The 21,491-nt window shown below is 69.0% G+C and carries 21 protein-coding genes; 9 read left to right on the forward strand and 12 right to left on the reverse strand.

The genetic code is table 11. The features are described 5' to 3' along the window. The first annotated feature begins 355 nt into the window (after nucleotides 1–355). The 6 genes from JKL49_RS15915 to JKL49_RS15940 all read left to right on the forward strand — a co-directional run bounded on the left by JKL49_RS15915 (nucleotide 356) and on the right by JKL49_RS15940 (nucleotide 7,041). Complete coding sequence (locus JKL49_RS15915; RefSeq protein ID WP_215341601.1) at nucleotides 356–2,419, forward strand: ATP-binding protein; 2,064 nt, start codon at nucleotides 356–358, stop codon at nucleotides 2,417–2,419. A gap of 255 nt (nucleotides 2,420–2,674) precedes the next feature. Then, complete coding sequence (locus tag JKL49_RS15920; RefSeq protein ID WP_215341602.1) at nucleotides 2,675–3,685, forward strand: ABC transporter substrate-binding protein; 1,011 nt, start codon at nucleotides 2,675–2,677, stop codon at nucleotides 3,683–3,685. A gap of 6 nt (nucleotides 3,686–3,691) precedes the next feature. Further along, nucleotides 3,692–4,441 (forward strand): ABC transporter ATP-binding protein, encoded by a 750-nt coding sequence (locus JKL49_RS15925; protein WP_215341603.1) that lies wholly within the window; start codon nucleotides 3,692–3,694, stop codon nucleotides 4,439–4,441. A 5-nt stretch (nucleotides 4,442–4,446) separates the two neighbouring features. Further along, the gene (locus tag JKL49_RS15930; RefSeq protein ID WP_430700834.1) at nucleotides 4,447–5,205 is read left to right on the forward strand and encodes an ABC transporter permease; all 759 of its coding nucleotides are present in this window, start codon (nucleotides 4,447–4,449) and stop codon (nucleotides 5,203–5,205) included. Nucleotides 5,206–5,252: 47 nt separating this feature from the next. After that, nucleotides 5,253–5,936 (forward strand): hypothetical protein, encoded by a 684-nt coding sequence (locus JKL49_RS15935; RefSeq protein WP_215341605.1) that lies wholly within the window; start codon nucleotides 5,253–5,255, stop codon nucleotides 5,934–5,936. A gap of 7 nt (nucleotides 5,937–5,943) precedes the next feature. Then, a complete protein-coding gene (locus tag JKL49_RS15940) occupies nucleotides 5,944–7,041 on the forward strand; it encodes a DUF2336 domain-containing protein (RefSeq protein ID WP_215341606.1) in 1,098 nt (365 codons plus the stop codon). Here the strand turns inward: JKL49_RS15940 and JKL49_RS15945 are convergent. From JKL49_RS15945 to JKL49_RS15980, 8 genes are all read right to left on the reverse strand, one after another. Further along, nucleotides 7,038–8,180 carry an energy transducer TonB gene (locus JKL49_RS15945; protein WP_215341607.1) on the reverse strand — a complete coding sequence of 381 codons (1,143 nt, stop codon included), beginning with the start codon at nucleotides 8,178–8,180 and terminating at the stop codon, nucleotides 7,038–7,040. The genes JKL49_RS15940 and JKL49_RS15945 overlap by 4 nt on opposite strands. A 12-nt stretch (nucleotides 8,181–8,192) precedes the next feature. Then, complete coding sequence (locus JKL49_RS15950) at nucleotides 8,193–9,560, reverse strand: hypothetical protein (protein ID WP_215341608.1); 1,368 nt, start codon at nucleotides 9,558–9,560, stop codon at nucleotides 8,193–8,195. Between the two features lie 155 nt (nucleotides 9,561–9,715). Then, nucleotides 9,716–10,240, reverse strand: coding sequence for a 2'-5' RNA ligase family protein (locus JKL49_RS15955; protein WP_215342844.1), 525 nt, complete (start codon nucleotides 10,238–10,240; stop codon nucleotides 9,716–9,718). Between the two features lie 9 nt (nucleotides 10,241–10,249). Beyond that, on the reverse strand, nucleotides 10,250–11,023 hold the full coding sequence (locus tag JKL49_RS15960) for a pseudouridine synthase (protein ID WP_215341609.1): 774 nt from the start codon (nucleotides 11,021–11,023) through the stop codon (nucleotides 10,250–10,252). Continuing rightward, entirely contained in the window at nucleotides 11,020–11,916 is an 897-nt protein-coding gene (locus JKL49_RS15965; protein WP_347340398.1) for a class I SAM-dependent methyltransferase, read from the reverse strand. The genes JKL49_RS15960 and JKL49_RS15965 overlap by 4 nt, the downstream gene beginning before the upstream one ends. 4 nt (nucleotides 11,917–11,920) lie before the next feature. After that, the gene (locus JKL49_RS15970; RefSeq protein WP_215341611.1) at nucleotides 11,921–13,522 is read right to left on the reverse strand and encodes a peptide chain release factor 3; all 1,602 of its coding nucleotides are present in this window, start codon (nucleotides 13,520–13,522) and stop codon (nucleotides 11,921–11,923) included. Nucleotides 13,523–13,554: 32 nt separating this feature from the next. Continuing rightward, nucleotides 13,555–13,935: a hypothetical protein gene (locus tag JKL49_RS15975; RefSeq protein WP_215341612.1), complete on the reverse strand. Its 381-nt coding sequence runs from the start codon at nucleotides 13,933–13,935 to the stop codon at nucleotides 13,555–13,557. A 108-nt stretch (nucleotides 13,936–14,043) separates the two neighbouring features. Beyond that, nucleotides 14,044–14,376, reverse strand: coding sequence for a DUF1491 family protein (locus JKL49_RS15980; RefSeq protein WP_215341613.1), 333 nt, complete (start codon nucleotides 14,374–14,376; stop codon nucleotides 14,044–14,046). A gap of 149 nt (nucleotides 14,377–14,525) precedes the next feature. Here JKL49_RS15980 and JKL49_RS15985 point away from each other — a divergent pair, with 149 nt between their 5' ends. Beyond that, the gene (locus JKL49_RS15985; protein ID WP_249778100.1) at nucleotides 14,526–15,380 is read left to right on the forward strand and encodes a hypothetical protein; all 855 of its coding nucleotides are present in this window, start codon (nucleotides 14,526–14,528) and stop codon (nucleotides 15,378–15,380) included. Between the two features lie 124 nt (nucleotides 15,381–15,504). Here JKL49_RS15985 and JKL49_RS21250 read toward each other — a convergent pair whose 3' ends face one another. Then, nucleotides 15,505–17,166 (reverse strand): sensor histidine kinase, encoded by a 1,662-nt coding sequence (locus JKL49_RS21250; protein WP_215341614.1) that lies wholly within the window; start codon nucleotides 17,164–17,166, stop codon nucleotides 15,505–15,507. A 208-nt stretch (nucleotides 17,167–17,374) separates the two neighbouring features. Here JKL49_RS21250 and JKL49_RS15995 point away from each other — a divergent pair, with 208 nt between their 5' ends. Further along, entirely contained in the window at nucleotides 17,375–18,160 is a 786-nt protein-coding gene (locus JKL49_RS15995; RefSeq protein WP_215341615.1) for a sensor histidine kinase, read from the forward strand. 46 nt (nucleotides 18,161–18,206) lie between these two features. Further along, a complete protein-coding gene (locus JKL49_RS16000; RefSeq protein WP_215341616.1) occupies nucleotides 18,207–18,626 on the forward strand; it encodes a SufE family protein in 420 nt (139 codons plus the stop codon). Between the two features lie 171 nt (nucleotides 18,627–18,797). Here JKL49_RS16000 and mopJ read toward each other — a convergent pair whose 3' ends face one another. The 3 genes from mopJ to JKL49_RS16015 all read right to left on the reverse strand — a co-directional run bounded on the left by mopJ (nucleotide 18,798) and on the right by JKL49_RS16015 (nucleotide 21,457). Beyond that, the gene (mopJ, locus tag JKL49_RS16005) at nucleotides 18,798–19,292 is read right to left on the reverse strand and encodes a motility/cell cycle regulatory protein MopJ (RefSeq protein ID WP_283816642.1); all 495 of its coding nucleotides are present in this window, start codon (nucleotides 19,290–19,292) and stop codon (nucleotides 18,798–18,800) included. A gap of 244 nt (nucleotides 19,293–19,536) precedes the next feature. Beyond that, nucleotides 19,537–19,956 (reverse strand): Ros/MucR family transcriptional regulator, encoded by a 420-nt coding sequence (locus JKL49_RS16010; RefSeq protein ID WP_215341617.1) that lies wholly within the window; start codon nucleotides 19,954–19,956, stop codon nucleotides 19,537–19,539. Nucleotides 19,957–20,245: 289 nt separating this feature from the next. Next, on the reverse strand, nucleotides 20,246–21,457 hold the full coding sequence (locus JKL49_RS16015) for a DUF2336 domain-containing protein (protein WP_215341618.1): 1,212 nt from the start codon (nucleotides 21,455–21,457) through the stop codon (nucleotides 20,246–20,248). Nucleotides 21,458–21,491: the final 34 nt, after the last annotated feature.

Consider the following 21,491-nt stretch of genomic DNA (forward strand, 5'->3'; position numbering starts at 1 on the left):
GATCAAGGGGTCGAGAGGGACTGCGGCGCTGACGGACACGGAAACGGGTTCGGCGAAGCGGGCAGAAGGTTCTCGGAGGATGGGAAGCGGCGCAAGCCGGGACCTTCATCTCCGCGGGACAACGGTCGGCGACGGAAACCTGCGGGTAACCCCGCGTTCGAAGTCGCAAACCGACCTTTGGGCACAGATCCCCCAACGGATCTGGATGAGAGGGCGACGCAGCGGGAAACCGCCGCGCCGCCCTCTTGCTATGGGCTTTCCCCATTTTGGTGCGGCAATCTGTCCCGACTTGGCACAGCTTAAGTCTTTCGCCATCTGAATAGGGCATCATCGCGCGGCTTCGTAAGGACCCTCGATGCTGGCCAAGCCTTCGCGCGATCTGATCCTGACCGTCAGCCTGACCGTGACCTTCGTCGCGGCCACGTTGTTCAGCCTCGCCCTGTCGAAGGGCGAGTCGGGGGTCGCCGCGATCTGGCTGTCGAATGGGGTGCTGGCGGCGATGTTCCTGCTGCTGCCCTGGCGGTGGAGCGCTCCGGCCGCCGCCGTCTGCTTCCTGGCGAACTTCCTGGGCGGCCTGCTCATGGGAAATCCGCTCAGCCTCGGCCTGATTTTCCCGGTGCTGAACTTCACCGAGGCCTTCGCCGCCGCCTGGCTGGCCCGCAAGGCCTGCGGCCAGACCATGCGGCTCACCAGCCTCAAGCGCGTGGCCCAACTGCTGCTGTTCGCCATCGTCCCGGCCACGGCCGCCAGCTCCGTGGTGGCGGCCGACGTGCTGACCCTGTTCGACCGCAGCTTCAATGTGGTGCTGAGCACCTGGTTCTACGCCCACGGCCTGGGCATGGCGATCGCCCTGCCCGCCGTGCTGCTGATCGCCCGCGCCGACGCGGTGCGTGACTTCCACCGCGAATGGCCAGAGCAGTTCGGCCTCTACTGCCTGATGGCGGCGGTCAGCGTCCTGGCCTTCGTGCCGGTGCGGTTCCCGACCCCGATCGTGATCTTCCCGATGATGGCCCTGATCGCCTTCCGCCTGGGTCCGCGCGGCGCGGCGGTCTCAGCCATGATGCTGGCCTCGATCTCATCGAGCCTGGTGCTCGGCGCGCAGGAAACCCACACCGGCGCCACCTGGAGCCTGCTGGAAAAGACCCGCGGCATCCAGTTCCTGATCGGCGTCAACTTCTTCACCAGCCTGGCCACGGCCCTGGCCATCGCCGACCAGAAGCGCCTGAAGCGCCTGTGGGCCAGCCGCACCCGGGTGGCGCGCGCCGCCCAGGCCCGCGCCGTGGCCGCCGGCAAGGCCAAGTCGGAATTCCTGGCCACCATGAGCCACGAGATCCGCACGCCGATGAACAGCATCATCGGCTTCACCGAGGTGCTGATGAAGCGGAGCGACCTGCCCGAGGGGGCCGGCCGCCAGCTGACCCTGATCGACAGGGCAGGCTCCTCCCTGCTCACCGTGGTCAACGACATTCTCGACTTCTCCAAGATGGAGGCCGGCGAGGTGGACCTGTCGCCGCGCTCCGTCGAGCCGCGCGCCGTGGCCCAGGACACGCTCGCCATCGTCGCCGAGGTGGCCCGCCGCAAGGGGCTGGACCTGCAGTTCCACACCAGCGGCGAAGCCGAGCGCCAGGTGATGATCGACGACCAGCGGGTGCGCCAGATCCTGCTGAACCTGCTGTCCAACGCTCTGAAGTTCACCGAGCGCGGCCGGGTGCGGCTGGACCTTGACGTCACCGTCGAGGGCGGCGTCTCCACCCTGCGCTTCGTGGTCACCGACACCGGGATCGGCATCCCCACCGAGCAGGCGACAAAACTGTTCAAACGCTTCAGCCAGGCCGACTCCACGGTCAGCCGCAGCCATGGCGGCACGGGCCTGGGCCTGGCCATCTGCAAGGGCCTGACCGAGCTGATGGGCGGTCGCATCGGCCTCGACAGCGCCGCGGGCTTCGGCTCGGTGTTCTGGTTCGAGATCGACGCGCCCCACGCGCAGGCCGAGGCGGCGCCCGCCCCGGGCATGCGCAAGATCGGCGAGCTGGGGGCCAAGGTGCTGCTGGTGGATGACCACCCGGTGAACCGCGAGCTGGGGGCCACCGTCCTGACCCTGCTGGGCTGCGAGGTGGTGCTGGCCGAGAACGGCGAGGAGGCCGTGGCCGCCGCCCGCGACGGGACCTGCGACCTGATCCTGATGGACGTGCACATGCCGCGCATGGATGGGCTGGAAGCCACCCGGCTGATCCGTGGCCTGGGCGGCGCCTGCGCCACCATACCGATCATCGCCATGAGCGCCGACGTCATGCCCGAGATGGAAGAGCGCTGCCTGAAGGCCGGCATGGTCGACGCCGTCGGCAAGCCGATCCAGATCGAGGCCCTGCACGCGGTGCTGGCCAAGTGGCTGGACCACGCGCGGGAAGCCGCGGCTTAAGGTCAAGCTCAGCTCACGCCCCTGACCGTCATCCTCGGGCTTGTCCCGAGGATCCATAGACTCCGTGGTCGAGAGGGTCCTCAGCGGCGACGTCGCGCGATCTGCGGCAAGACGGAGATCATGGATCCTCGGGACAAGCCCGAGGATGACGATGTGTGGGGTTTGGGCGTGTTCCAGCTTCTAACTTTATCGCCCCATCTTGGAAGCTGAGCCGCCAGCGCCTAGGCTCGCGGCGATCCAAGTTGGGGAGAGATCATGCACGCCCTTCGCACCCTCGCGTTCGCCGCCCTCGCGGTTCTCGCCGTCGCCTGCTCGCCGGCCAAGAAGGCCGAGGCGCCGGCCGCCGGCGCGCCCACAGTCATCAAGTTCGCCACCGACTGGCGCGCCCAGGCCGAGCATGGCGGGTTCTATGAGGCGGTCGCCAACGGCGAGTACGCCAAGCGCGGCCTGGATGTGAAGATCGTCCAGGGCGGCCCCGGCGTGAACGTGCCGCAACTGCTGGCCTCGGGCGCGGTCCAGGCCGGCATGGGCTCCAACAGCTTCATCGCGTTGAACATGGCTCAGGAGGGCGTGCCGGTGAAGGCCGTCGCCGCCATGATGCAGAAAGACCCGCAGGTGCTGATCGCCCACCCCGATCAGGGGATCGAGACCATCGGCGACCTGAAGGGCCACCCCATCCTGCTGTCGGACGCCTCGGTCACCGCCTTCTGGGTATGGCTGAAGTCGAAGTACGGCTTCACCGACGACCAGATCCGCAAATACACCTTCAACTCCGCGCCGTTCCTGGCCGACAAGCGCGTGGCCCAGCAGGGCTATGTGACCAGCGAGCCCTATACCCTGGAGAAGGAAGCCAAGCTGAAGGCCAAGGTCTTCCTGCTGGCCGACAACGGCTATCCCTCCTACGCCACCATGATCATGGTCCCCCAAAGCCTGATCGACTCAAATCCGGCGGCGGTGAAGGCCTTCGTCGAGGCCTCGGCCAAGGGCTGGCACGACTATCTCTACGGCGACGCCAAGCCCGCCGACGCCCTGATCCGCAAGGACAATCCGGAGATGAGCCAGGATGTGCTGGACCAGGCCCGCGAGAAGATGAAGTCCTACGGCATCGTCGACGGCGGCGAGGCCAAGACCGCCGGGATCGGCACGATGAGCGACGCCCGCTGGGCGGAGTTCTTCAAGATCGCCTCCGAGCAAGGGGTCTATCCCAAGACCCTGGACTACAAGAAGGCCTACACCCTGCAGTTCGTGACCCCGGCGGTTAAGTAAGCCCACGTGCCGCCTGTCGTCGCCCTAGAGGCCGTTGAAGTCGATTACGCCAAGCGCGGCCGCGCGCTGGGGCCTTTCAGCCTGAGCATCGCGCCCGGAGAGATCGTGGCCCTGGTGGGGCCGTCCGGCTGCGGCAAGTCCACCGCCCTGCGGCTGCTGGCCGGTCTGGAACAGCCGACGCGAGGGACCGTCACCCGCACCGCCGGGCGGGGCGAAACCTCGGTGGTGTTCCAGGCCCCGACCCTGGCGCCCTGGATGACGGCGGTGGCCAATGTCGCCCTGCCCCTGGAGCTGTCAGGCGTGCCCAAGCCCCTCGCCCGGGCGCGGGCCGCGGCGGCCCTGGCCCGCGTGGGCCTGGCCGGCGCCGAGGAGGCCCGCCCCGCCCAGCTGTCGGGCGGCATGGCCATGCGCGCCTCGCTGGCCCGCGCCCTGGTGACCGAGCCGCGCCTGCTGCTGCTGGACGAACCCTTCGCGGCGCTGGACGAGATCACCCGGCGGTCCCTGGCCGACGACGTGCTGAAGCTGTGGCGCGAGACGAAGCCGGCCATCATCTTCGTGACCCACAATGTCGAGGAGGCCGCCTACATGGCCGCGCGCGTCGCCGTTCTGACCCGAGGGCCGGGCCGCGTCGCCGGCGAGGTCACGGTCGCAGGCGACCTGCCCCGCCTGATCGGCTACCGCGCCACACCGGAGTTCCGCGAAGCCGCCGAGGCGGTGTCGGACCTGCTGCTCAAGGGCTCGGAGATGGCGGCGTGAACCGCGTGATCGACGCCCTGGCGCCCTTCGCCCTGATCGCCCTGCTGCTGGCCGGGTGGGAGATCGCCTGCCGGGTGACGGGGGTTCCGGCCTATTTCCTGCCCGCCCCGTCCGATGTCGCCGTGGCCCTGGCCACCGACACCGGCAGCCTGATGCAGGCCGCCTGGAACACCCTGTCGGTGGCGCTGATCTCGCTGGTGATCGCCAGCCTCGCGGCCCAGGCCGTCGCCCTGCTGGTGGGGCTCAGCCCGCTGATCGATCGCGCGGTGCGGCCATTGGCCTCGGTTCTCCAGGTGACGCCGGTGGTGGCCATCGCCCCTCTGGTGCTGATCTGGGCGGGGATCGACCACCCCGAACGGGCGATCATTGCGCTCGCCGTCCTGGTGGCCTTCTTCCCGATCTTCTCCGGCGCGGTGACGGGTCTGAAGGCCGCCGACCCCGATCTGGAGCGGCTGTTTGATCTGTACGGGGCCAGCCGGTTGCAGCGGGTTCTGCGCCTGCGCCTGCCCTCGGCCGTCCCATTTCTCCTGGAAGGTCATAAGGTTGGCGCCGGACTGGCGGTCATCGGGGCCGTCGTCGCGGAGTTCGGCGCGGGGTCGGGCGGGGTGCGCGGCCTGGCCTGGCGTATCCTGGACGCCGGCAACAAATTGCAGACCGCCCGCATGATCGCCGCCCTCGTCGTGCTGGGTCTGATGGGGGTCGTGCTGCACGCCCTGCTTGAGCGCGCCGAGAAGATCGGCCTGGCCTGGTGGCGCGGGCGTTAAGTTAGGTCGTTAGCTCAGGGTTAAGCGACCGCGACTAGCGTCGTCGCATGATGCGCCTAGGCCTCGCCATCGCCGCCGTCGTCCGTGCGGTCACCCCCGGCTCCCATGAGGATGACCGGGACCGATACTATGAGCCTCCGGCCGTCCAGCAACCGGCCCCCGCGCCCACCGGCCCGATGCTGGGCTGGGCCAACAAGCGCGCGGCGACCGGCGGCCAGCCGGGCATGATCGCCCGCCCCGAGCCCATGGCCCTGGCCGGCCAGTTCACCCGCGGCCGCCAGGAGGCCTCCCAGGACCGTGACCTGCCCCCGCCGCCCGGCGAGAGCCGCCGCGTGACCTACCAGCCGCCGGCCTACACCCCCTTCGTGCCCCAGGCGCCCTATCAGGCGCCGCGCGCGAGCGCGCCCGCGCCCTCCCTGGACCAGGCCCCGCCGTCGCCGCCGGTCTATGCGCCGCCGCCCTCCAGCCTCTATGGCGGCCCCCCGCCCCTGCCCGAACAGGCCGCCGTCCCCGCCAGCCAGAAGGTGGCCGACGCCTCGGCCGTGACCCGCCGGACCGGGGAAGGCTCCAAGCTCTACTCGATGCACCGGGCCTACGGCCTGGAGCCGGACGCCATCCCGCAGGTGGAAGGCGGCGACCGCTACGTGTTCATCGGCCCGCCTGATCCGCCGGTGAAGAAGACCGACGACAATGACGACGACAGCAAGGCCGACGACGGCCGCCCGTTCTGAGATCCCGATGACGCGCACCAAGCTTCACGACCTGATCGAGCTGGCCCAGGAGCCCTCCAGCTCCCGGCGGCGCGAACTGCTGCGCGGCGTCACCGACCTGTTCTTCACCACCGATGAGCCCCGCGCGCCCGGCGAGCTTTCCCTGTTCGACGACGTCCTGACCCAGCTCGCCGGCGAGATGGAGGTGGCGGTTCGCGCCGAACTCGCCCAACGCATGGCCAGCGTCGATCCGGCCCCCGCCGGCCTGATCCGCAGCCTGGCCCGCGACGCCTCCATCGATGTGGCCCGGCCGCTGCTGGAAGGCTCCACCGCGCTCACCGAGGACGACCTGCTGTCGGTGGCCCGCACCCGGGGCCAGGACCACCTGCGCGCCATCAGCCAGCGCCCCGTTGTCTCCGAAGCGCTCTCCGAGGCCATCGTGGAACGCGGTGACGACGAGACGCTCGGGACCCTGCTGGCCAACCAGGGCGCCGAGATGTCGCGTGAGACCCACGAGATGGTCATCGACCGCGCCACCGAGAACCCGGCCCTGCATGCCGCCGTCGTCGCCCGCAAGGCGATGCCCGCCGACCTGCTCAACGAGATGTACTTCGTGGTGGAGGCCCGGCTGCGCGACCAGATCCTGGAGCGTAACCGCGACATCGATCCCGACGAACTGGACCAGGCCCTGGCTGCCGGCCGCAAGACCCTGGCCGCCCGCGACGGCGCCCTGCCCGGCGACTATATCGAGGCCGAGAAGGCCGTCCGCATCCTGCGTCTGCGGGGCGCCATCACCCCGCCAGTGCTGGCGGGCTTCCTGCGCAACCGCGAGACCACCAAGTTCCTGGTGGCGCTCTCGGAACTGGCCGACATCGATTTCCACACCGCCCGGCGGATCCTGGAACGCCGCGAACTGGACGCCCTGTCCATCGTCTGCAAGGCAGCCGGATTTGATCGGTCGCTGTACCTGACCTTCGCCGTCCTGATCCTGGACCGCGATTCCAACGCCATGGGTCGGGCCCGCGAATATGGCGAACTCTACGAAAACCTGCCCCGCGAAGCCGCTCAGCGGACCATCCGCTTCTGGCGCATGCGCCGCCAGACCGGCGACGTGGCGGCCGCCTAGGGTTTGGGCGGCGAGGCCTGCGGGATATCGTAGCGGATCGGAACATTAATCGAACCGCCGATGGTCGGCAGGCCCTCAGCCGTCCAGATGCTCACGCGGATATCCTTAACCAGCCCCAGGGTGGCGGCCCCAAACCCAAGTCCGACCGGGTCCTCACTGGAGACCTTGCAGCCTTCAAGGCCGCCGCCCTGAGCGATGGTGCAAGACATCACCACCCGGGCGGTGCGAACACCTGCAGTCGCCGCCGTCGCGGGTATCGCCGCCAGCAACGCCTCGGCACTCGGGGCTGCGGTCCAACGGGGCTTGCCCGTCACGGGATGGGTCGCAGAGGTCATCTCGATGGGGAAGGTGATTGGAATCTGCACCCCCGCGCGAAGGGTGCTGGCCCCGTCGCTCCGCAGAGTTGGACCCATGAAAAGCGGCATGAGCGTTTTGGCGGCCCGGCCAAGATCAAGACCCTTTGGAGTTTCGCCCAAGAGCTCGCAGCCGGTCAAGCGGCCGTCGGACTTGAAGGAACAGTCAAGGACCACGTTCCCGCCGGTCTTGGCGATCCGGGCCTTGGCCGGGAAGGCGGCGACGACCTGGGCATAGGTCGGCGCCTCGGTCCAAATGACGTTCGTCAGGACCGGGCGGGTCAACGTCTTGGCGTCGTTACCTAGATACGAGGTAGGCCGACCTCCGAAGTTGACAGGAATGTGCACGTCCGACGTCACCTCCGGCTTTCCATTCCGCAGGCCGGGCTTCAGCAACAATTGGGGCGCCACCGCGAGAGCCGCGGCGCCAAACCCGGACCCGACCGGCTCCTCGGAGACGACCCGGCAGTCGAACAGAGCGCCCTGGATCGAGACGGAGCAGCTAATCACGCCCTTGCCGGTGCGCACCTGCCCCAAGTCCTTGGTCGGCCAAACCGCCAGGAGCTGTTCGGGGGTAGGCTTCCGCAGCCAATCCGGCGGCGTGATCACGTCGGGAGCCGCGAAGCCCGGGGACCCATAGCCGCAAGCCAATGCGGCCAGAACGGCGAGAAAACCTAATGATCGCATCCCGACGCCCCCGTCTTTGAGCGGGGCATCCTGCACACTCACCCAAGGGTTGAGAAGCCGAATTCGTACCTTCTGGAGTCTATCCCAACGGATCTCCACATCGGGCCATCCCTAGTAGGCCGGGCGCGGGCTCGTGTGGGTCAGGCGGTCCAGGGCGTCGGCGGCGATGATGGTCAGCGAGCGCAGGCCCTGCTCGGCGAAGACATCGAGGGCGGCGGTGAGGGCGTGGGCGGCCGCGGCGCGTTCGCCCCGGTCGCGGCCGGTGATGTCCAGGCGGGCCTCGTACAGACGCGCCAGGTTCACCTGCAGCAGGGCCCAGGCGGTGGGATCGCGGCCCGGCGACATGGCGGTCAGCTCGATGCGGAAGGCGGTCTCGGCGGCGTCCAGCACATTGAGGTCGCCGGAAAGCTCGGCCGAGCGGGCCAGGCACAGGGCGCGGTTCGAGGCGGCGACGGCGCGCAGGGCGAGCGCCGGAATCTCCTTCAGCACCATGGCGGCGCGGTCGTAGCAGGTGACGGCCTGTTCGTAGGCGCGCTCGCTGGCGCCGGCTTCGCCAAGCGCCTGGAGGCTTTCGGCGAGCGCGGTCTGCAGGCGGGCCCAGTCCATGGGGCTGTGCTCGCGATTGAGTTCGCCCAGCACATCAGCCAGCGCATTGACTGCCTCGGCGACGGTCTCGATCTGGCCGGCGGCGTCACCCAGCAGGGCCAGGACCTGGCCGCGCAGGGCCGCGGCGCGGGCCCAGGTCAGGGGTTCGTAGGCGGCGTCCAGGCCGTCGACCGCGGCGTCGGCGTCGTCGAGCGCCTGTTGCAGCAGGTCGCGGTCCTTCAGGCGCGCGCCCCAGCCCATCAGCAGGTCGGCGCGCACCAGGCGGGCCTCCACGGCCAGCAGGCGGGCGGCGCGGCAGCGTTTGGTGAGCACCATCAGGCCCTGGATCGGCTGGGTGAAGCGGGCGGCCACGACGCGGGCGGCCTGGGCGTCGCCCGTGGCCATGCGCGAGCGGCCTTCGAGGGCGGCGATGCCGACATCGGCGAGCGGCAGGGCGAGGCCACCGCGCGCGGCGGCGCGGGCTTCGCGGAAGGCGAGATCGGCGGCAGCGTTCAGTCCGTCATCGCCGAACAGCTCGGCGCCCAGCATGGCGCAGAAGGCCTGCTCACAGCGGGCGCGGGCCCAGCCGTCGGGGCGGCGGTTACGGTCGAAGAGATCGGCGGCGGCCTCGGCGGTGGCGGCGGCCTTGCGCAGGGCCAAGGCGTCGCCGGAGCGGCGGGCGACTTCGCGCCAGACGATGGCGGCCTCCAGGCGGCGCTGGGCGCGGTCGGCGGCGCCGATGCGGCCGGCGGCGACGTCGGCGGCCTTGGCCTCGGCCTTCAGCAGTTCGAGGTCCAGCAGTTCCAGCAGCGAGGAGTCGCCGCCGGTCAGACCATCGCGCGGGGCGCCCTCAGCGCCGAACAGGCGCTTAAGTTCTCGACCGAACTCGAACATGACGCGGCTCCGATCACCCTGGCGTCTCAACACGGGACGCCCGACTTGGGTTCAGACCGAAAGGAGCAAAGCCGGGTCCGAGATCGTAAACAAGTGGTTAATCAGTCGGTTATGGTTAACAGAATACGAATATTCGCCTGACAGGCGCTTTTCGGTCACAGCCCCGCGCCGGGCGCCGAGAAGGGGAGCTCGGCCACCGGCGCCCACGGCCCCCCGAGGTACCGCCAGACCTGAAGGCCGGTGGCGGTGACGTCGAAGGGCTCGAAGTCAAGTTGCAGATGGGTCAGCAGGGCCCGCGCGACCTCGGGATCAGCCTTGTTCTGGACGGTGATGTGCGGCCGGAAAGGCGCGCGATCCTGCCGGGTAAGCCAGGGTTCGAACGCCGCCACGAGGTCAGCCCGCAGGCGCTCCAACCCGGGCGATGAGAGGCGGTAGGCCACGCCTCGGCCCAGCGACCATGGGCCGCGCACCTCCATCGAGAGGGCCGGGGTCCGCGCGCAGGCCGCCTTCAGGGTGTCGCCAATGATCGCTTCCTGGTCGCCGGGCAGGGCATGGAAGAGGGTCAGGTGGGCGGGGACCTGGTTGCGCCCTGGCGGGAAGTGCGTCTGGCGCAGATCCTCGAACCAGTCGGCCGCCGCTGGGTCCAGCGCGGCCGTGAGGATGAAGGGTTCAGCAGAGATCGCGGGACCTCAGGGGTGGGCGGGATCGGTCGCGCCGCGGCCGGAGGCTTGGGTGAAGATCGCGGCCCCGCCCGCTTCGTCCAGCACCCGCCACTCACCGGCCGCGAGGTCGGCGGGGAGCTGCAGTCCGCCGATGCGGTCGCGGTGGAGGGCGGTCACGTGATTGCCCACGGCGGCGAACATCCGGCGGACCTGGTGGTAGCGACCCTCGATGATGGTCAGGGCGGCCTCGGTCGGCGAGATCACCTCAAGCTCGGCGGGCGCCAGCGGTGTGTCTTCACTGTCCAGCATCAGGTCGCCGGCGGCGAAGATCGCGCCCTCCTCCCCGGTCATCGGGCGGTCGAGGGTGGCCAGGTAGCGCTTGGCGACGTGGGCCCGGGGCGAGATCACCCGATGCAGCAGGTCGCCATCGTCGGTGATCAGCAGCAGGCCCGAGGTGTCCTTGTCCAGCCGGCCGATGGTGGAAAGCCCCGGCATCCGGGCGCGCCAGCGGGTGGGCAGCAGTTCGTAGACGCTGCGGCCGGCCTCGCGGTGCGAACAGACCACGCCGAGCGGCTTGTGCATGATCAGGGTGAACGGCGCGGGGGGGTCGACGGCGACGCCGGAGATGGTCAGGCGGGTGGGCAGCTCGCGGACGATGGGGACCTTGGCCCCGGCGTCCTTCAGGGTCACACCGTCCAGCACCACCCCGCCGGCGCGGACCAGAGCATTGACCTCGCGGCGCGAGCCGTAGCCCAGATTGGCCAGCAGGCGGTCCAGCCGGGCCATCGGGACCTTGCTCACTTGCGGGCCTCGTAGATCTTGTAGCCGCCGGCTTCGGCCCGCAGCTCGACCTTGGAGAAGGCGGCGCCCAGGGGCCGTTCATAGGGCAGGTGGCGGTTGGCGGTGAGCCAGCAGGTCCCGCCTTTGCGCAGGGCCTTGGCGGCGGTCTCGATGAAGGCGACGCCCAGGGCCCGGTCCTCGGCCCCGCCGTCGTGGAAGGGGGGGTTCATCACCACGAAGTCGAGGTCGGCCAGACCCGCCTGGCGCACGTCTTCCCAGACGATGGTGGCGCGGGGATCGGTGACGTTCTTGCGCGCGGCCTCGATGGCGCGGCGGTCGACGTCCACCAGGGCGAGGCTCTTCACGTCGGGGCTGGCCAGGACGGTGAGCGCCAGGATGCCGATGCCGGCGCCGAAGTCCGCGCCCTTGCCCTTCAGCGGCGGAAGGTTGGCGATCAGCAGGGCGCTGCCCGGATCGACCCGGTCCCAGCTGAACACGCCGGGCTGGCTCCAGAGCTCGCCCATCTGCTCGGCCGCGCCCTTGGCCACGAAGGCGTCCAGGCCCACGATGGTCTGCGGCCGCTCGACCGTGCAGATGCGGTTGTGCTTGCGGGACTCCTCGAAGACCTCACATCCGAAGGCCTCGAGGCTTTTCTTCAGGCGTGAGCCGCCCTTGTCCTTGGGCGCGAAGGCGGTGAGCCGGCCGCCAGGCTTCAAGACACGGAGAGCCTGCGCCAGGGCATAGTCCCGTTCGGCCGTCCCGGGCGGGGCGGCGATGACCGCCTCGTCCTGGCTGGCGTCCGGCAGGCTTTCCAGGGCCGTCGAGCCCGGCAGGATGGGCGAGACCTGGACCGCGCCGGTGGGCACGTCGACCAGGTTGTAGGGCGGGGTCCCGTAGACGATCGCGGCCGGCACCGGCCTAACCCCGCTCCCGGGTGCGGTGGAAGGCCACCGTGGGGTAGCGCTCCACCACATAGCCCAGCTCCCAGGCCGACTTGGCCAGGAACACCGGCTGTTCGTCGATGTCGGTGGCCATGGCGGTCTTGTGCTTGGTGTTGAAGTCCTCGATCTCGGCCTTGGTCCCGGTGATCCACCGGGCCTCAGCGAAGGGGCTGGCCTCGAACTGGACCTCCAGCTGGTATTCGTTGGCCAGGCGGTCGGCCATGACCTCGAATTGGAGCTGGCCGACGGCGCCGACGATGAAGTCCGCGCCGAACTGCGGCCGGAAGAGCTGGGTCACCCCCTCCTCCGCCAGGCCTTCCAGGGCCTTCTTCAGATGCTTGGCCTTCAGGGGATCCTTCACGCGGACGCGCTGCAGGATTTCCGGGGCGAAGTTGGGCAGGCCGGCGAAGCGGATGGTCCCGGTCTCCGACAGGCTGTCACCGACCCGCAGGATCCCGTGGTTGGGAATGCCGATGACGTCGCCGGCGAAGGCCTCCTCGGCCAGTTCACGGTCCGAGGCGAAGAACATGATCGGCGCGTTGACCGAGAGCTGGCGGCCGGTGTTCTGCACCTTCAGCTTCATGCCGCGGGCGAACTTGCCCGAGCACAGGCGCAGGAAGGCGATGCGGTCGCGGTGGTTGGGGTCCATGTTCGCCTGGACCTTAAAGACGAAGCCCGTCACCTCCGGATCGCCCGGCACGATGTGGGTGGGCTCGCCGCCCTTGGCCGCGGCCACCGCCTTGGGCGGCGGGGCGTAGGCGCCCAGGCCCGCCAGCAGCTGGTCGATGCCGAAGTGGCGCAGGGCCGAGCCGAAGAACACCGGGGTCATGTGGCCCTCGAGGAAGGACTGCGGGTCGAAGGGTTTGGACGCCTCCCCCACCAGCATGGCGGTCTCTTCCAGTTCGGCGCGTTCCTCCGGGTTCAGATAGCTCGACACCGCATTGCCGTTGAAGCCGATGGCGGCGGGGTGGCCCTCGTCCTTGTTGTCGGCGGTCTTCTTGGCGAAGGGCAGGAACTGCTGATTGCGCAGGTCCAGCATCCCCTTGAACCGGCCACCCGACCCGGCCGGCCAATAGAGCGGCGCGGGGTCGAGGGCGAGCTTGGAGGCGATCTCGTCCAGCAGCTCGATGGGGTCCTGAGCCTCGCGGTCCATCTTGTTGATGAAGGTGACGATGGGGATGTCGCGCAGGCGGCAGACCTCGAACAGCTTCAGGGTCTGGGGCTCGATCCCCTTGGCGGCGTCCAGCACCATGACCGCGGCGTCGGCGGCCGTGAGCGTCCGGTAGGTGTCTTCCGAGAAGTCCTCGTGGCCCGGGGTGTCCAGCAGGTTGAACATCAGGCCGTCGTGGTCGAAGGTCATGACGCTGGCCGAGACGGAGATGCCCCGCTCGCGCTCGATCTTCATCCAGTCCGACCGGGTCCGGCGGTTCTCACCGCGGGCCCGCACCGCGCCGGCCGCGCGGATCGCGCCGCCCGCCAGCAGCAGGTTCTCGGTCAGGGTCGTCTTGCCGGCGTCCGGGTGGGAGATGATGGCGAAGGTGCGCCGGCGCGCGGCCTCGGCGGCGGGAGAATTGCTCATGGGCGGGGACTAGCGCAGCGCGCGTCCCGAGGCTAGGCCGCGAGGCGTTTCCAGACCTGACGATCGGTCCAGATCTTGTCGGTTTCACCCTCCTCCTGGCGCTTGGCCAGGCGGGCCATGATCTCGAAGTCGACGTTCAGATAGCGCATCGTCACCTCTTCGGGCGCGCAGCCGAAATAGGGCGCGGTGAACTGGGCGGCGTTGATCGCCGGGGCCTTGGCCATGATCAGCAGGGCCAGACGCTTGGCCCGCTGCGGCCGGCGATGATGCAGCAGGGGGCTCTCGGCGTAGAGTTCCTGGCCCAGGCGGCTGACGGCGTTGAAGGGCAGGTCACGGAACCGGCGGTTCGTGATCTTGGGCGTCATCGTCATGCCGTCGAGGTTCAGGACCACGTCGTTCATCAGGAAAAGCATGGGCGACTACACGAAAGGCTGGGCTGGGGGGAGCACAGCGCCAAGGTCGCATGGCTGACTTTAGGGCCGGTGCACAAGCGCGGTGAATTGCCCGCTAACCCTGCAAGATCAGGCGTCCTCGACCGGCTCGGTCAGGAAATGCCGGCCCTGCTTGTCCTCGATATCCACCACCCAGAGATCGGGATCGATGCGCAGGGACCGCTGGATATAGCGGTCGAGGTCGGCCTCGGTGTCGAACAGGGACGGCCGCATCCAGATCCGCTCGCCATCGCCGCGGGTGGCCTCGGAATAGAGCCGGGTGGTCTTGTCATCGAGGTTCAGCACCTTGACCAGCACGCTGCCGGCCCGGGCGTCGCCTTTGCGCGCCACGATGCCGAAGCCGCCCGCCAGCTCGGCGCGGCGGACCAGGGCGGCCACCCAGATGTCCGTGGACAGCATCATGTCGCAGCAGGGTCTCTCGTAACGGACCGGAAAGGGCGACCGGTCTAGGTTCAGCTCAAGGTCCCGAACATACGGGACAAAGAGAGAGCATGACGAGCACAACGCACACAAAAGTGCGGCGCCCGGCGTGTTGGTGGATGGGGACGGCATTGGCTTTGGCGTTCAGCGCCGCGCCGGTGATGGCGAGCGCGAGCAGCGTCGACCTCTTCTACGAACGCACCGTGATGACCGCCGCCGACGCCCGATGCGGCCTGTTCTCAGGGCCCGTGGGCTCAGCGCTGGCCGCCGCCCAAGCTCAGGCCCGCGGCGCGGCCCTGCGCGCCGGCGCCGACCGTGCGACCCTCAACGCCGTGGCGCAACGCGCGGCGCAGAAGGCCGGGGCCGTGGCCTGTGACTCCACCGACATCGACGCCGCCGCCAGCCGCGTGCGCACGGCTTTCGAGGGCTATGCCAAGCTCATCAAGATGGATTATCCGGGCGATGTCTCCGCCTGGCGCGCCGACCGCAGTTCGTCGTCCACCGGCGCCCGCTGGCGCCTGACCCAGGACACCCGTTTCGACGGCGGCCGCATGGTGTTCGGTCTTGCCGGCCGGGCCGGCGCCAACCGGCTGATGGCCGTGGCCAATTTCAGCGACGGCGCCCAGCCCTATGCCGCGCGCCTGGTGCTGCGGGACGTGAACTTGACACTCGGCCCCTATCTGGACGCCCGGGGCGACAGCCTTGACCGCCTGCCGCTGACCCGGCGGCTGCCGCCGACCGGCGCCCAGACCGCCTATTCCGCCGAGGCGCGCAGCCGCGCGGGCCTGGATCTGCTGCCCAAGGACCTGAAGACCGGCTGGGCCTTCCGCTTCCCCGCCGAGGCCGCCCGCACGCTCTCGGGGCTCGACCCCCGCGAGGCGGTGATGGTGGAGTTCCTGTTCGCCGGCGACGCCACCCGGCGCGCCTATGTCGAGGTCGGCGACTTCGCGGCGGGCAGAGCCTTCCTGCAGACGGCGAGCCGGTAAGCACAAACCCCGCTCATCCCGGCGAAGGCCGGGCCCCAGATACATCCACCGCTTTCAGGCTTCCTGGCGAGGCCGTGACCTACGACCTGGGTCCCGGCCTGCGCCGGGATGAGCGGGGTATAGGTTAGCCCGCCGTCTCTTCCGGATGGGTCTCAGGCACAACCTCAACCACTGAAAGCTCCATCACCGGCAGGCGCACTGTGACCGTGGTCCCCTCCCCGAGCTGACTCTCGATGGCCATCTCGCCGCCGTGCAGTTCGGCGAAGGCCTGGACAAGAGAGAGCCCAAGGCCCGTGCCCGCCGCGCGCTGATCCGCGCCGCCCGCCTGTTCGAAGGGCTTGCCCAGGCGCTGCAGATCGGTGGCGCTGATGCCGGTTCCGCTGTCGGCGACGATCAGCTCCAGCATCGGGCCCTCGGCATGGGCCGTCACGGTCACCGTCCCGCCCTTGGGGGTGAACTTGAGCGCGTTGGAGATAAGGTTGAGCGCGATCTGCTTCATGGCCCGGCGGTCGGCGGTGACCTCCAGCGGCTCCTTGGGCATCAGGCCGCGCAGGCTGACGCCGGCCCGGTCGGCCTGGCCGCGCATCAGGCGCATGACGGCGGAAATGGCGTCGCGGGCGTCGAATTCCTCGCGATAGAGCTCGAACCGCTCGGCCTCGATCTTCGACATGTCGAGCACATCGTTGATCAGCTCCAGCAGGTGCTCGCCGCTTTCGTGGATCAGGGCGGAGTACTCGCCGTACTTCTCGGGCATGGGGCCGAACAGCGACTGCCGCATGATGTCGGAGAAGCCCATGATGGCGTTGAGCGGGGTACGCAGCTCGTGGCTCATATTGGCCAGGAAGCGGGACTTGCCGGCGTTGGCGGTCTCGGCGTCGATTCGGGCCTGATCCAGGGCCGCCTCGCGGGCGCGCTGCAACCCGGCGTCTCGGATCGAGCCGGTCAGGCGCGCGGGGTTCACCCGGCGCAGGGACAGCTCATGCCAGAGGGCGGGCGCGCCGGCCGGGGCGAAGCCGACCTCGGACTTGCCCTCGATGATGGCCTCGCGCAGGGCCGCCTCGAGGCGGGGGCGGTCGGCGGGCGTCGCCAGTTGCGACAGGGGCCGGCCGGTCAGGACCTGACCCTTCAGGCCGCGGGGGGCATTGCCCCAGGCGGCGACCAGCTTGCCGCCGGGCTGAACCACCACCAACAGGTGCGGTTGGTCGCCGAGGGCTTCCCGCAGGCGCACCTCCATCAGTGCGCGGCGGCGCGTGTCCAGGATCACCCGGCGCTGCAGGACGATGAGCGCCAGACCCAGGCCCACCGCGGTGGTGACGATCGCCACGGCCCCGAGGCCCGAGGCCAGGTCGAACGGCGGCGGGGCCGGCAGACTGAGGGTGATTTCGGCCAACAGGGAGACGCAGATCGCCGCCAGGCTGATGGCTGCGCCCATGGCCAGGCGGTCGATCCGGCCCATGGCGGCGGCGGCGGCCAGGGGCGCCAGATGCCAGACCGCCATCGGTCCGGCGAGGCCGCCGGTGAGCAGGGCGGCCAGCACTCCACCCGCGCCCCAGTTGAACAGGATCAGGCTATGGGCCGCCACATGGCGCGACCGGGCCAGCAGCAGGCCGGCCAAGGCCGGCGCGGCGCCGAGAGCCAGGGCCACCACGGCCGAGGTGGTCTGCTGGATCGGGGAGAACAGCATCACGCCCACGCCGAGGCCCAGCACCGCGAGCCAGGTCGCGTGCCACCATATGAGCTCCTGCGGCGGCAGTCCGCCGGGGGTCCCCATGGGTCGGGTGGACACGTTCTCGACCACGTCTAGTCTCGGGGCCTCCGGCCATCAGCGCGCACGCGGCGCCAGCGCGGAACCTTACCTTTGCAGGTGAGTCCCTGCGAGGCTCCTCGCGTCCTGGGGGATGAAGTCCAAGCCCATGATCTTTCAGGCAGAAACGAAATCGTAAGCGGCCGTGCCCCACATTGGGGAGCAACATTCAAAGGCGCGTACGTCCTTCATGGCCCAGCCGGCGGCCCTTCCCGACAATGACGACCACTCATCCCCGACGGCCGCGCCGCGGTCGACCGCCCGCGCGCGCCGCCAGGCGGCCCTGGACGACCAGCAGCGGTCGTTCCTGCGGATGGTCAGCCACGAACTTCGGACCCCGCTGAACTCCATCCTCGGCTTCTCGGAAATCATCTCCCAGGAGCTCTACGGCCCGCTCGGCGCGCCGCAGTACAAGGAATATGCGGGCATCATCCAGGCCAGCGGCCAGCGCCTGCTGAACCTGGTGAACCAGATCCTGGAGATCGCGCGCCTCGAAGGCCGGGCGATGGACCTGGACCTGCGGGTCGAGGCCCTGGACCACGCCATGGACGACGCCCTGGACGGCCTGCGCGAGGAGATCGCCCACCGCAACAGCGTGGTCATCGTCCGCGACGAGGGCGCGCTGCCCAAGGTGAAGGCCGATCCGCGCGGCCTGCGCACCCTGCTCAGCAACCTGATCCATAACGCCGCGGTTTTCTCTCCGGAGGGCTCGGTCATCGAGATCACCGCCGCGCGCGATGGCGCGGAGATCGAAATCTGCATCCTCGACCAGGGTCCCGGCATCGACCCCGATGATATCGCCCGCCTGCTGCGCCCCTTCGAACAGGGCGACAGCGCGCTGACCCGCCGCAGCGAGGGGGCAGGCCTCGGCCTGCCCATCGTCAACCTGCTGTGCCAGGCCATGGGCGGGCGGCTGAAGCTCCTGCCAGGGCCGCGGGGCGGCCTGCTGGCCAATGTCCGCCTGCCCGCCGGCTGAGCAGGCGGTTGCGCGCGGGCGTCGGGCCCCTTAAGTCGCCGACAGCATGCGCACCATCGAAGACGACCTCGCCGACCTGATCTCGGAGTTCGACCTCCTGGAGGACTGGGAAGAACGCTATCGCTACGTGATCGACCTGGGGAAGGACCTCGCGCCCCTCACCGACCCCGAACGCAGCGAAGCCAACAAGGTGCGCGGGTGCGCCAGCCAGGTTTGGGTGGTGACCGAACCGCACGCCGACCGGACCGTCACCTTCCGCGGTGATTCCGACGCCCACATCGTGCGCGGCCTGATCGCGGTGGTGCTGCGGCTCTATTCCGGCAAGACCCCGGCCGCCATCCGCGACTTCGACGCCAAGGCGGCCTTTGAGCAGCTGGGCCTGAGCGGCCACCTGTCGGCGCAGCGCTCGAATGGGTTGGCCTCGATGGTGGGGCGGATACGGCGAGACGCCGAGGCGCTGGCTTAGGCCGTAGCCCCCTCCGTCACGCGCTGATGCGCGCGCCACCTCCCCCGATACGGCCTGCGGCCTGGGGGAGGAATTAGGAGGGCGTCATTCCTCCCCCAGCGCGAAGCGCGGTTCGGGGGAGGTGGATCTGAGCGCAGCGAAGAGACGGAGGGGGCTAGGGCTTTGCCGGCTCTAAGCCGCGCGGATGCCGCTGCTGGAACCGGTCTGGCCCTGGATGCCGACCACGGCGTCGTAGCCCAGGATCATGTCGACATCGACGCCGTTGGTGGCCAGCGGCAGGCGCAGCCACAGGATCGACATGTGGGAGGCGCCCCGCCACGAAAGGCTGTGGACGCCCACGGCGGGACGGCGCTCCTCGACGATCTTCGAGAGTTCGATGCGCCAGTAGTCGGCGGCGGCGCTGTTATAGACGTCATCCAGGGCCCGGCCGGTGATCTCACGGCCATAGACGCTATAGAGGCCGGTGCCGGCCAGGCGCAGGCGGAAGTCCAGCGGGTCGCGACGCACGTCAATCAGGCTGACGGTCGGCAAGAGGCGCTTGAAGTCCTCGGGCTTGATATCGCCCCGTCCCGGCAGCCTGGGCCCGCTGCGGAGTCCAGCCCAATAGGCATAGAGCTCCTCATGGGCGCGGGCGGCCGCTGCTGATGATCCGATCTGTGCCGCCATATTCAGATTCCTTAACAACCCCTTGGAATCACGACGAATCACTTATCGCCTGAGCCGCGAATCTGCGGCAAGGCGAAATCGTGGCAGGGGCGAAGAAAACCGAATTTGCCGCAGGCTGCGGAGCCTGTTTTGAGGGTCGCGGCCGGTGGAACCGGCGTCGCTTCCAGGTGTCACACCCCAGACAGCAGAACGCCCGCCGGGTGGGCGGGCGTTCCGGTCTCAAACTCGAAAGACTCGAGAGGTTTTACTTGCGCTTGCGAGGAGCCTGACGGCCGCCTTGGCCGAGACCCATCTGCTTGGCGAGATCCGAGCGCGCCTTGGCATAGTTCGGCGCGACCATCGGATAATCCTTCGGGAGGCCCCACTTGGCCCGGTATTCCTCAGGACTCATATTGTATTTGGTGCGCAGGTGACGCTTCAGAGACTTGAACTTGCGGCCGTCTTCCAGGCAGACCAGATGATCCGGCGTGATCGAGCGGCGCACGGGAACAGCAGGTTCCTTCGGCGCAGCTTCCTGAACGTCGGAACCCTGCGAAATACCGGATAGAGCGCGGTGGATACTCTGGATCAGCGCGGGCAAATCCGAGGCCGCGACCGAATTGTTACCGACGTAGGCGGAGACAATATCCGCCGTCATCTCAATGACTTCCGACTTTTCGTCCATAATTCTCGATTCCGTGTTGGGAAACTACCCAAGTGGGGGGGATGACTGATTCACGACATCAGTTATGGCTGCATTATATGGGACTCAGGGCAAGCACAAGTGGCGTAAATCGGCATGATCTTGACCGAACAGGTTCGCTACAAAGACGAACTAGTGTTTTTCGCCGAATGGTGGCGCCGTGTCGCAGTAGCGAAGACGCAGTAATCTGGATCATGACAGTTGGGTAAGCGAACGCTGATCAACAGCCGGTCCCGACCAACTTCAGACGGGGCTTTTGCTCGCCGCGAGACTAACGGCCGAATTCCTTCGAGAGCGCCAACATGGCCGCGCGCTGGGGCACCGAGTATTCATCGGCGCCGCCTTCATCGCCATCGCGGATGGCCTTCAACAACGCAGGCGTGAGAGCCGAGGACAGGGACCAGTTCCAGTAGCGTAGAACGGTTTGCGCGCGATCGACCGCGATCATGTCGTAGGTGGTGAGCACCCGTTCGAGGTTCGGATTGGGGCTGCCGTCCGCCTCGGTTTCCGGGCGCCGCAGGCCCCGCCACAGGGCCCGCACCGCCAGCTTGGGCAGGCCGGTGGCCTTGCACAGGATGGCCAGGGGCTCGCCGCCGGGATCGGTGAAAATCTTGGCGCCCGTCATCGGTTTCAGGCCCGAGAGGTAGGAGATTTCCTCGGCCGTTTCCCGGGTGAGGCCACCCTGGGCTGCGGCGACCGCCGCCTCCAGGCTGTCGAACGGCGACTTATCAATCGCGGCCCGGTTGCGCTGACGGCGTTCGATGAATTGCAAAGCTTTCCGGGCGAGCGGGTCCTGCCAGTTCTCGGCGGCCGCCATGGGGAAGATGTCGCCGGTGGCCTCCTGCAGCACTTCGCGAGAGACGGCGAACCGCTGGAGGATGGTGCGGCGCGCGTCGGCGTCGGCCCACCAGAACAGCACATAGGCGTGGGCCGGCCGCAGTTCGGGACGCCGCAGCAGGGCGGGCGCGGTGCGCGCGTCGCCGCGGGTGGAGGCGACGATGGCCTCGACGCAGGGGTTGGAAAGCTTGGCCAGCTCGTTCTTGAGCAGGCACTCGATCACCAGCGCCTCGCCGAACTCGATCAGCACCTCGCAGACCACCTCGCTGACCCCGCGCCGCATGGCAATCAGCCGGCGGTGCTCCAGCCCCGCCGAACGGGCGCAGTCCAGCAGGTCGCTATCCGACAATGAGGCGCAGTTGGTCAGCAACGCCTCGGCGATCTCGACATGGTCGCGCAGCAACAGACGCACGAGACTTGCCGGAATCTCCGAGAGGTTGGCCAGCCGGCGGGCCACCTTCAGGCGATCGGCCGGCTCGGCCTCGCGCAGCATGTCCACCAGCAGGTCGGCGGTCATGGCGCGCTCGAAGGCGTTCACCCGCGACGACGGCAGGCAGACGACGTCGGCCATCCGTTTGAGCAAGGCGGCGCGCGCCCGGAAGATGGGTGGCTGTCCGGTCTCGGGAGGGTTTGCGGCTGGGTTCATGTGATCTGACCTGATCACACCATAGCGGCCTTAA

Source organism: Phenylobacterium glaciei, assembly GCF_016772415.1.
In the GTDB taxonomy this organism is placed as follows: domain Bacteria; phylum Pseudomonadota; class Alphaproteobacteria; order Caulobacterales; family Caulobacteraceae; genus Phenylobacterium; species Phenylobacterium glaciei.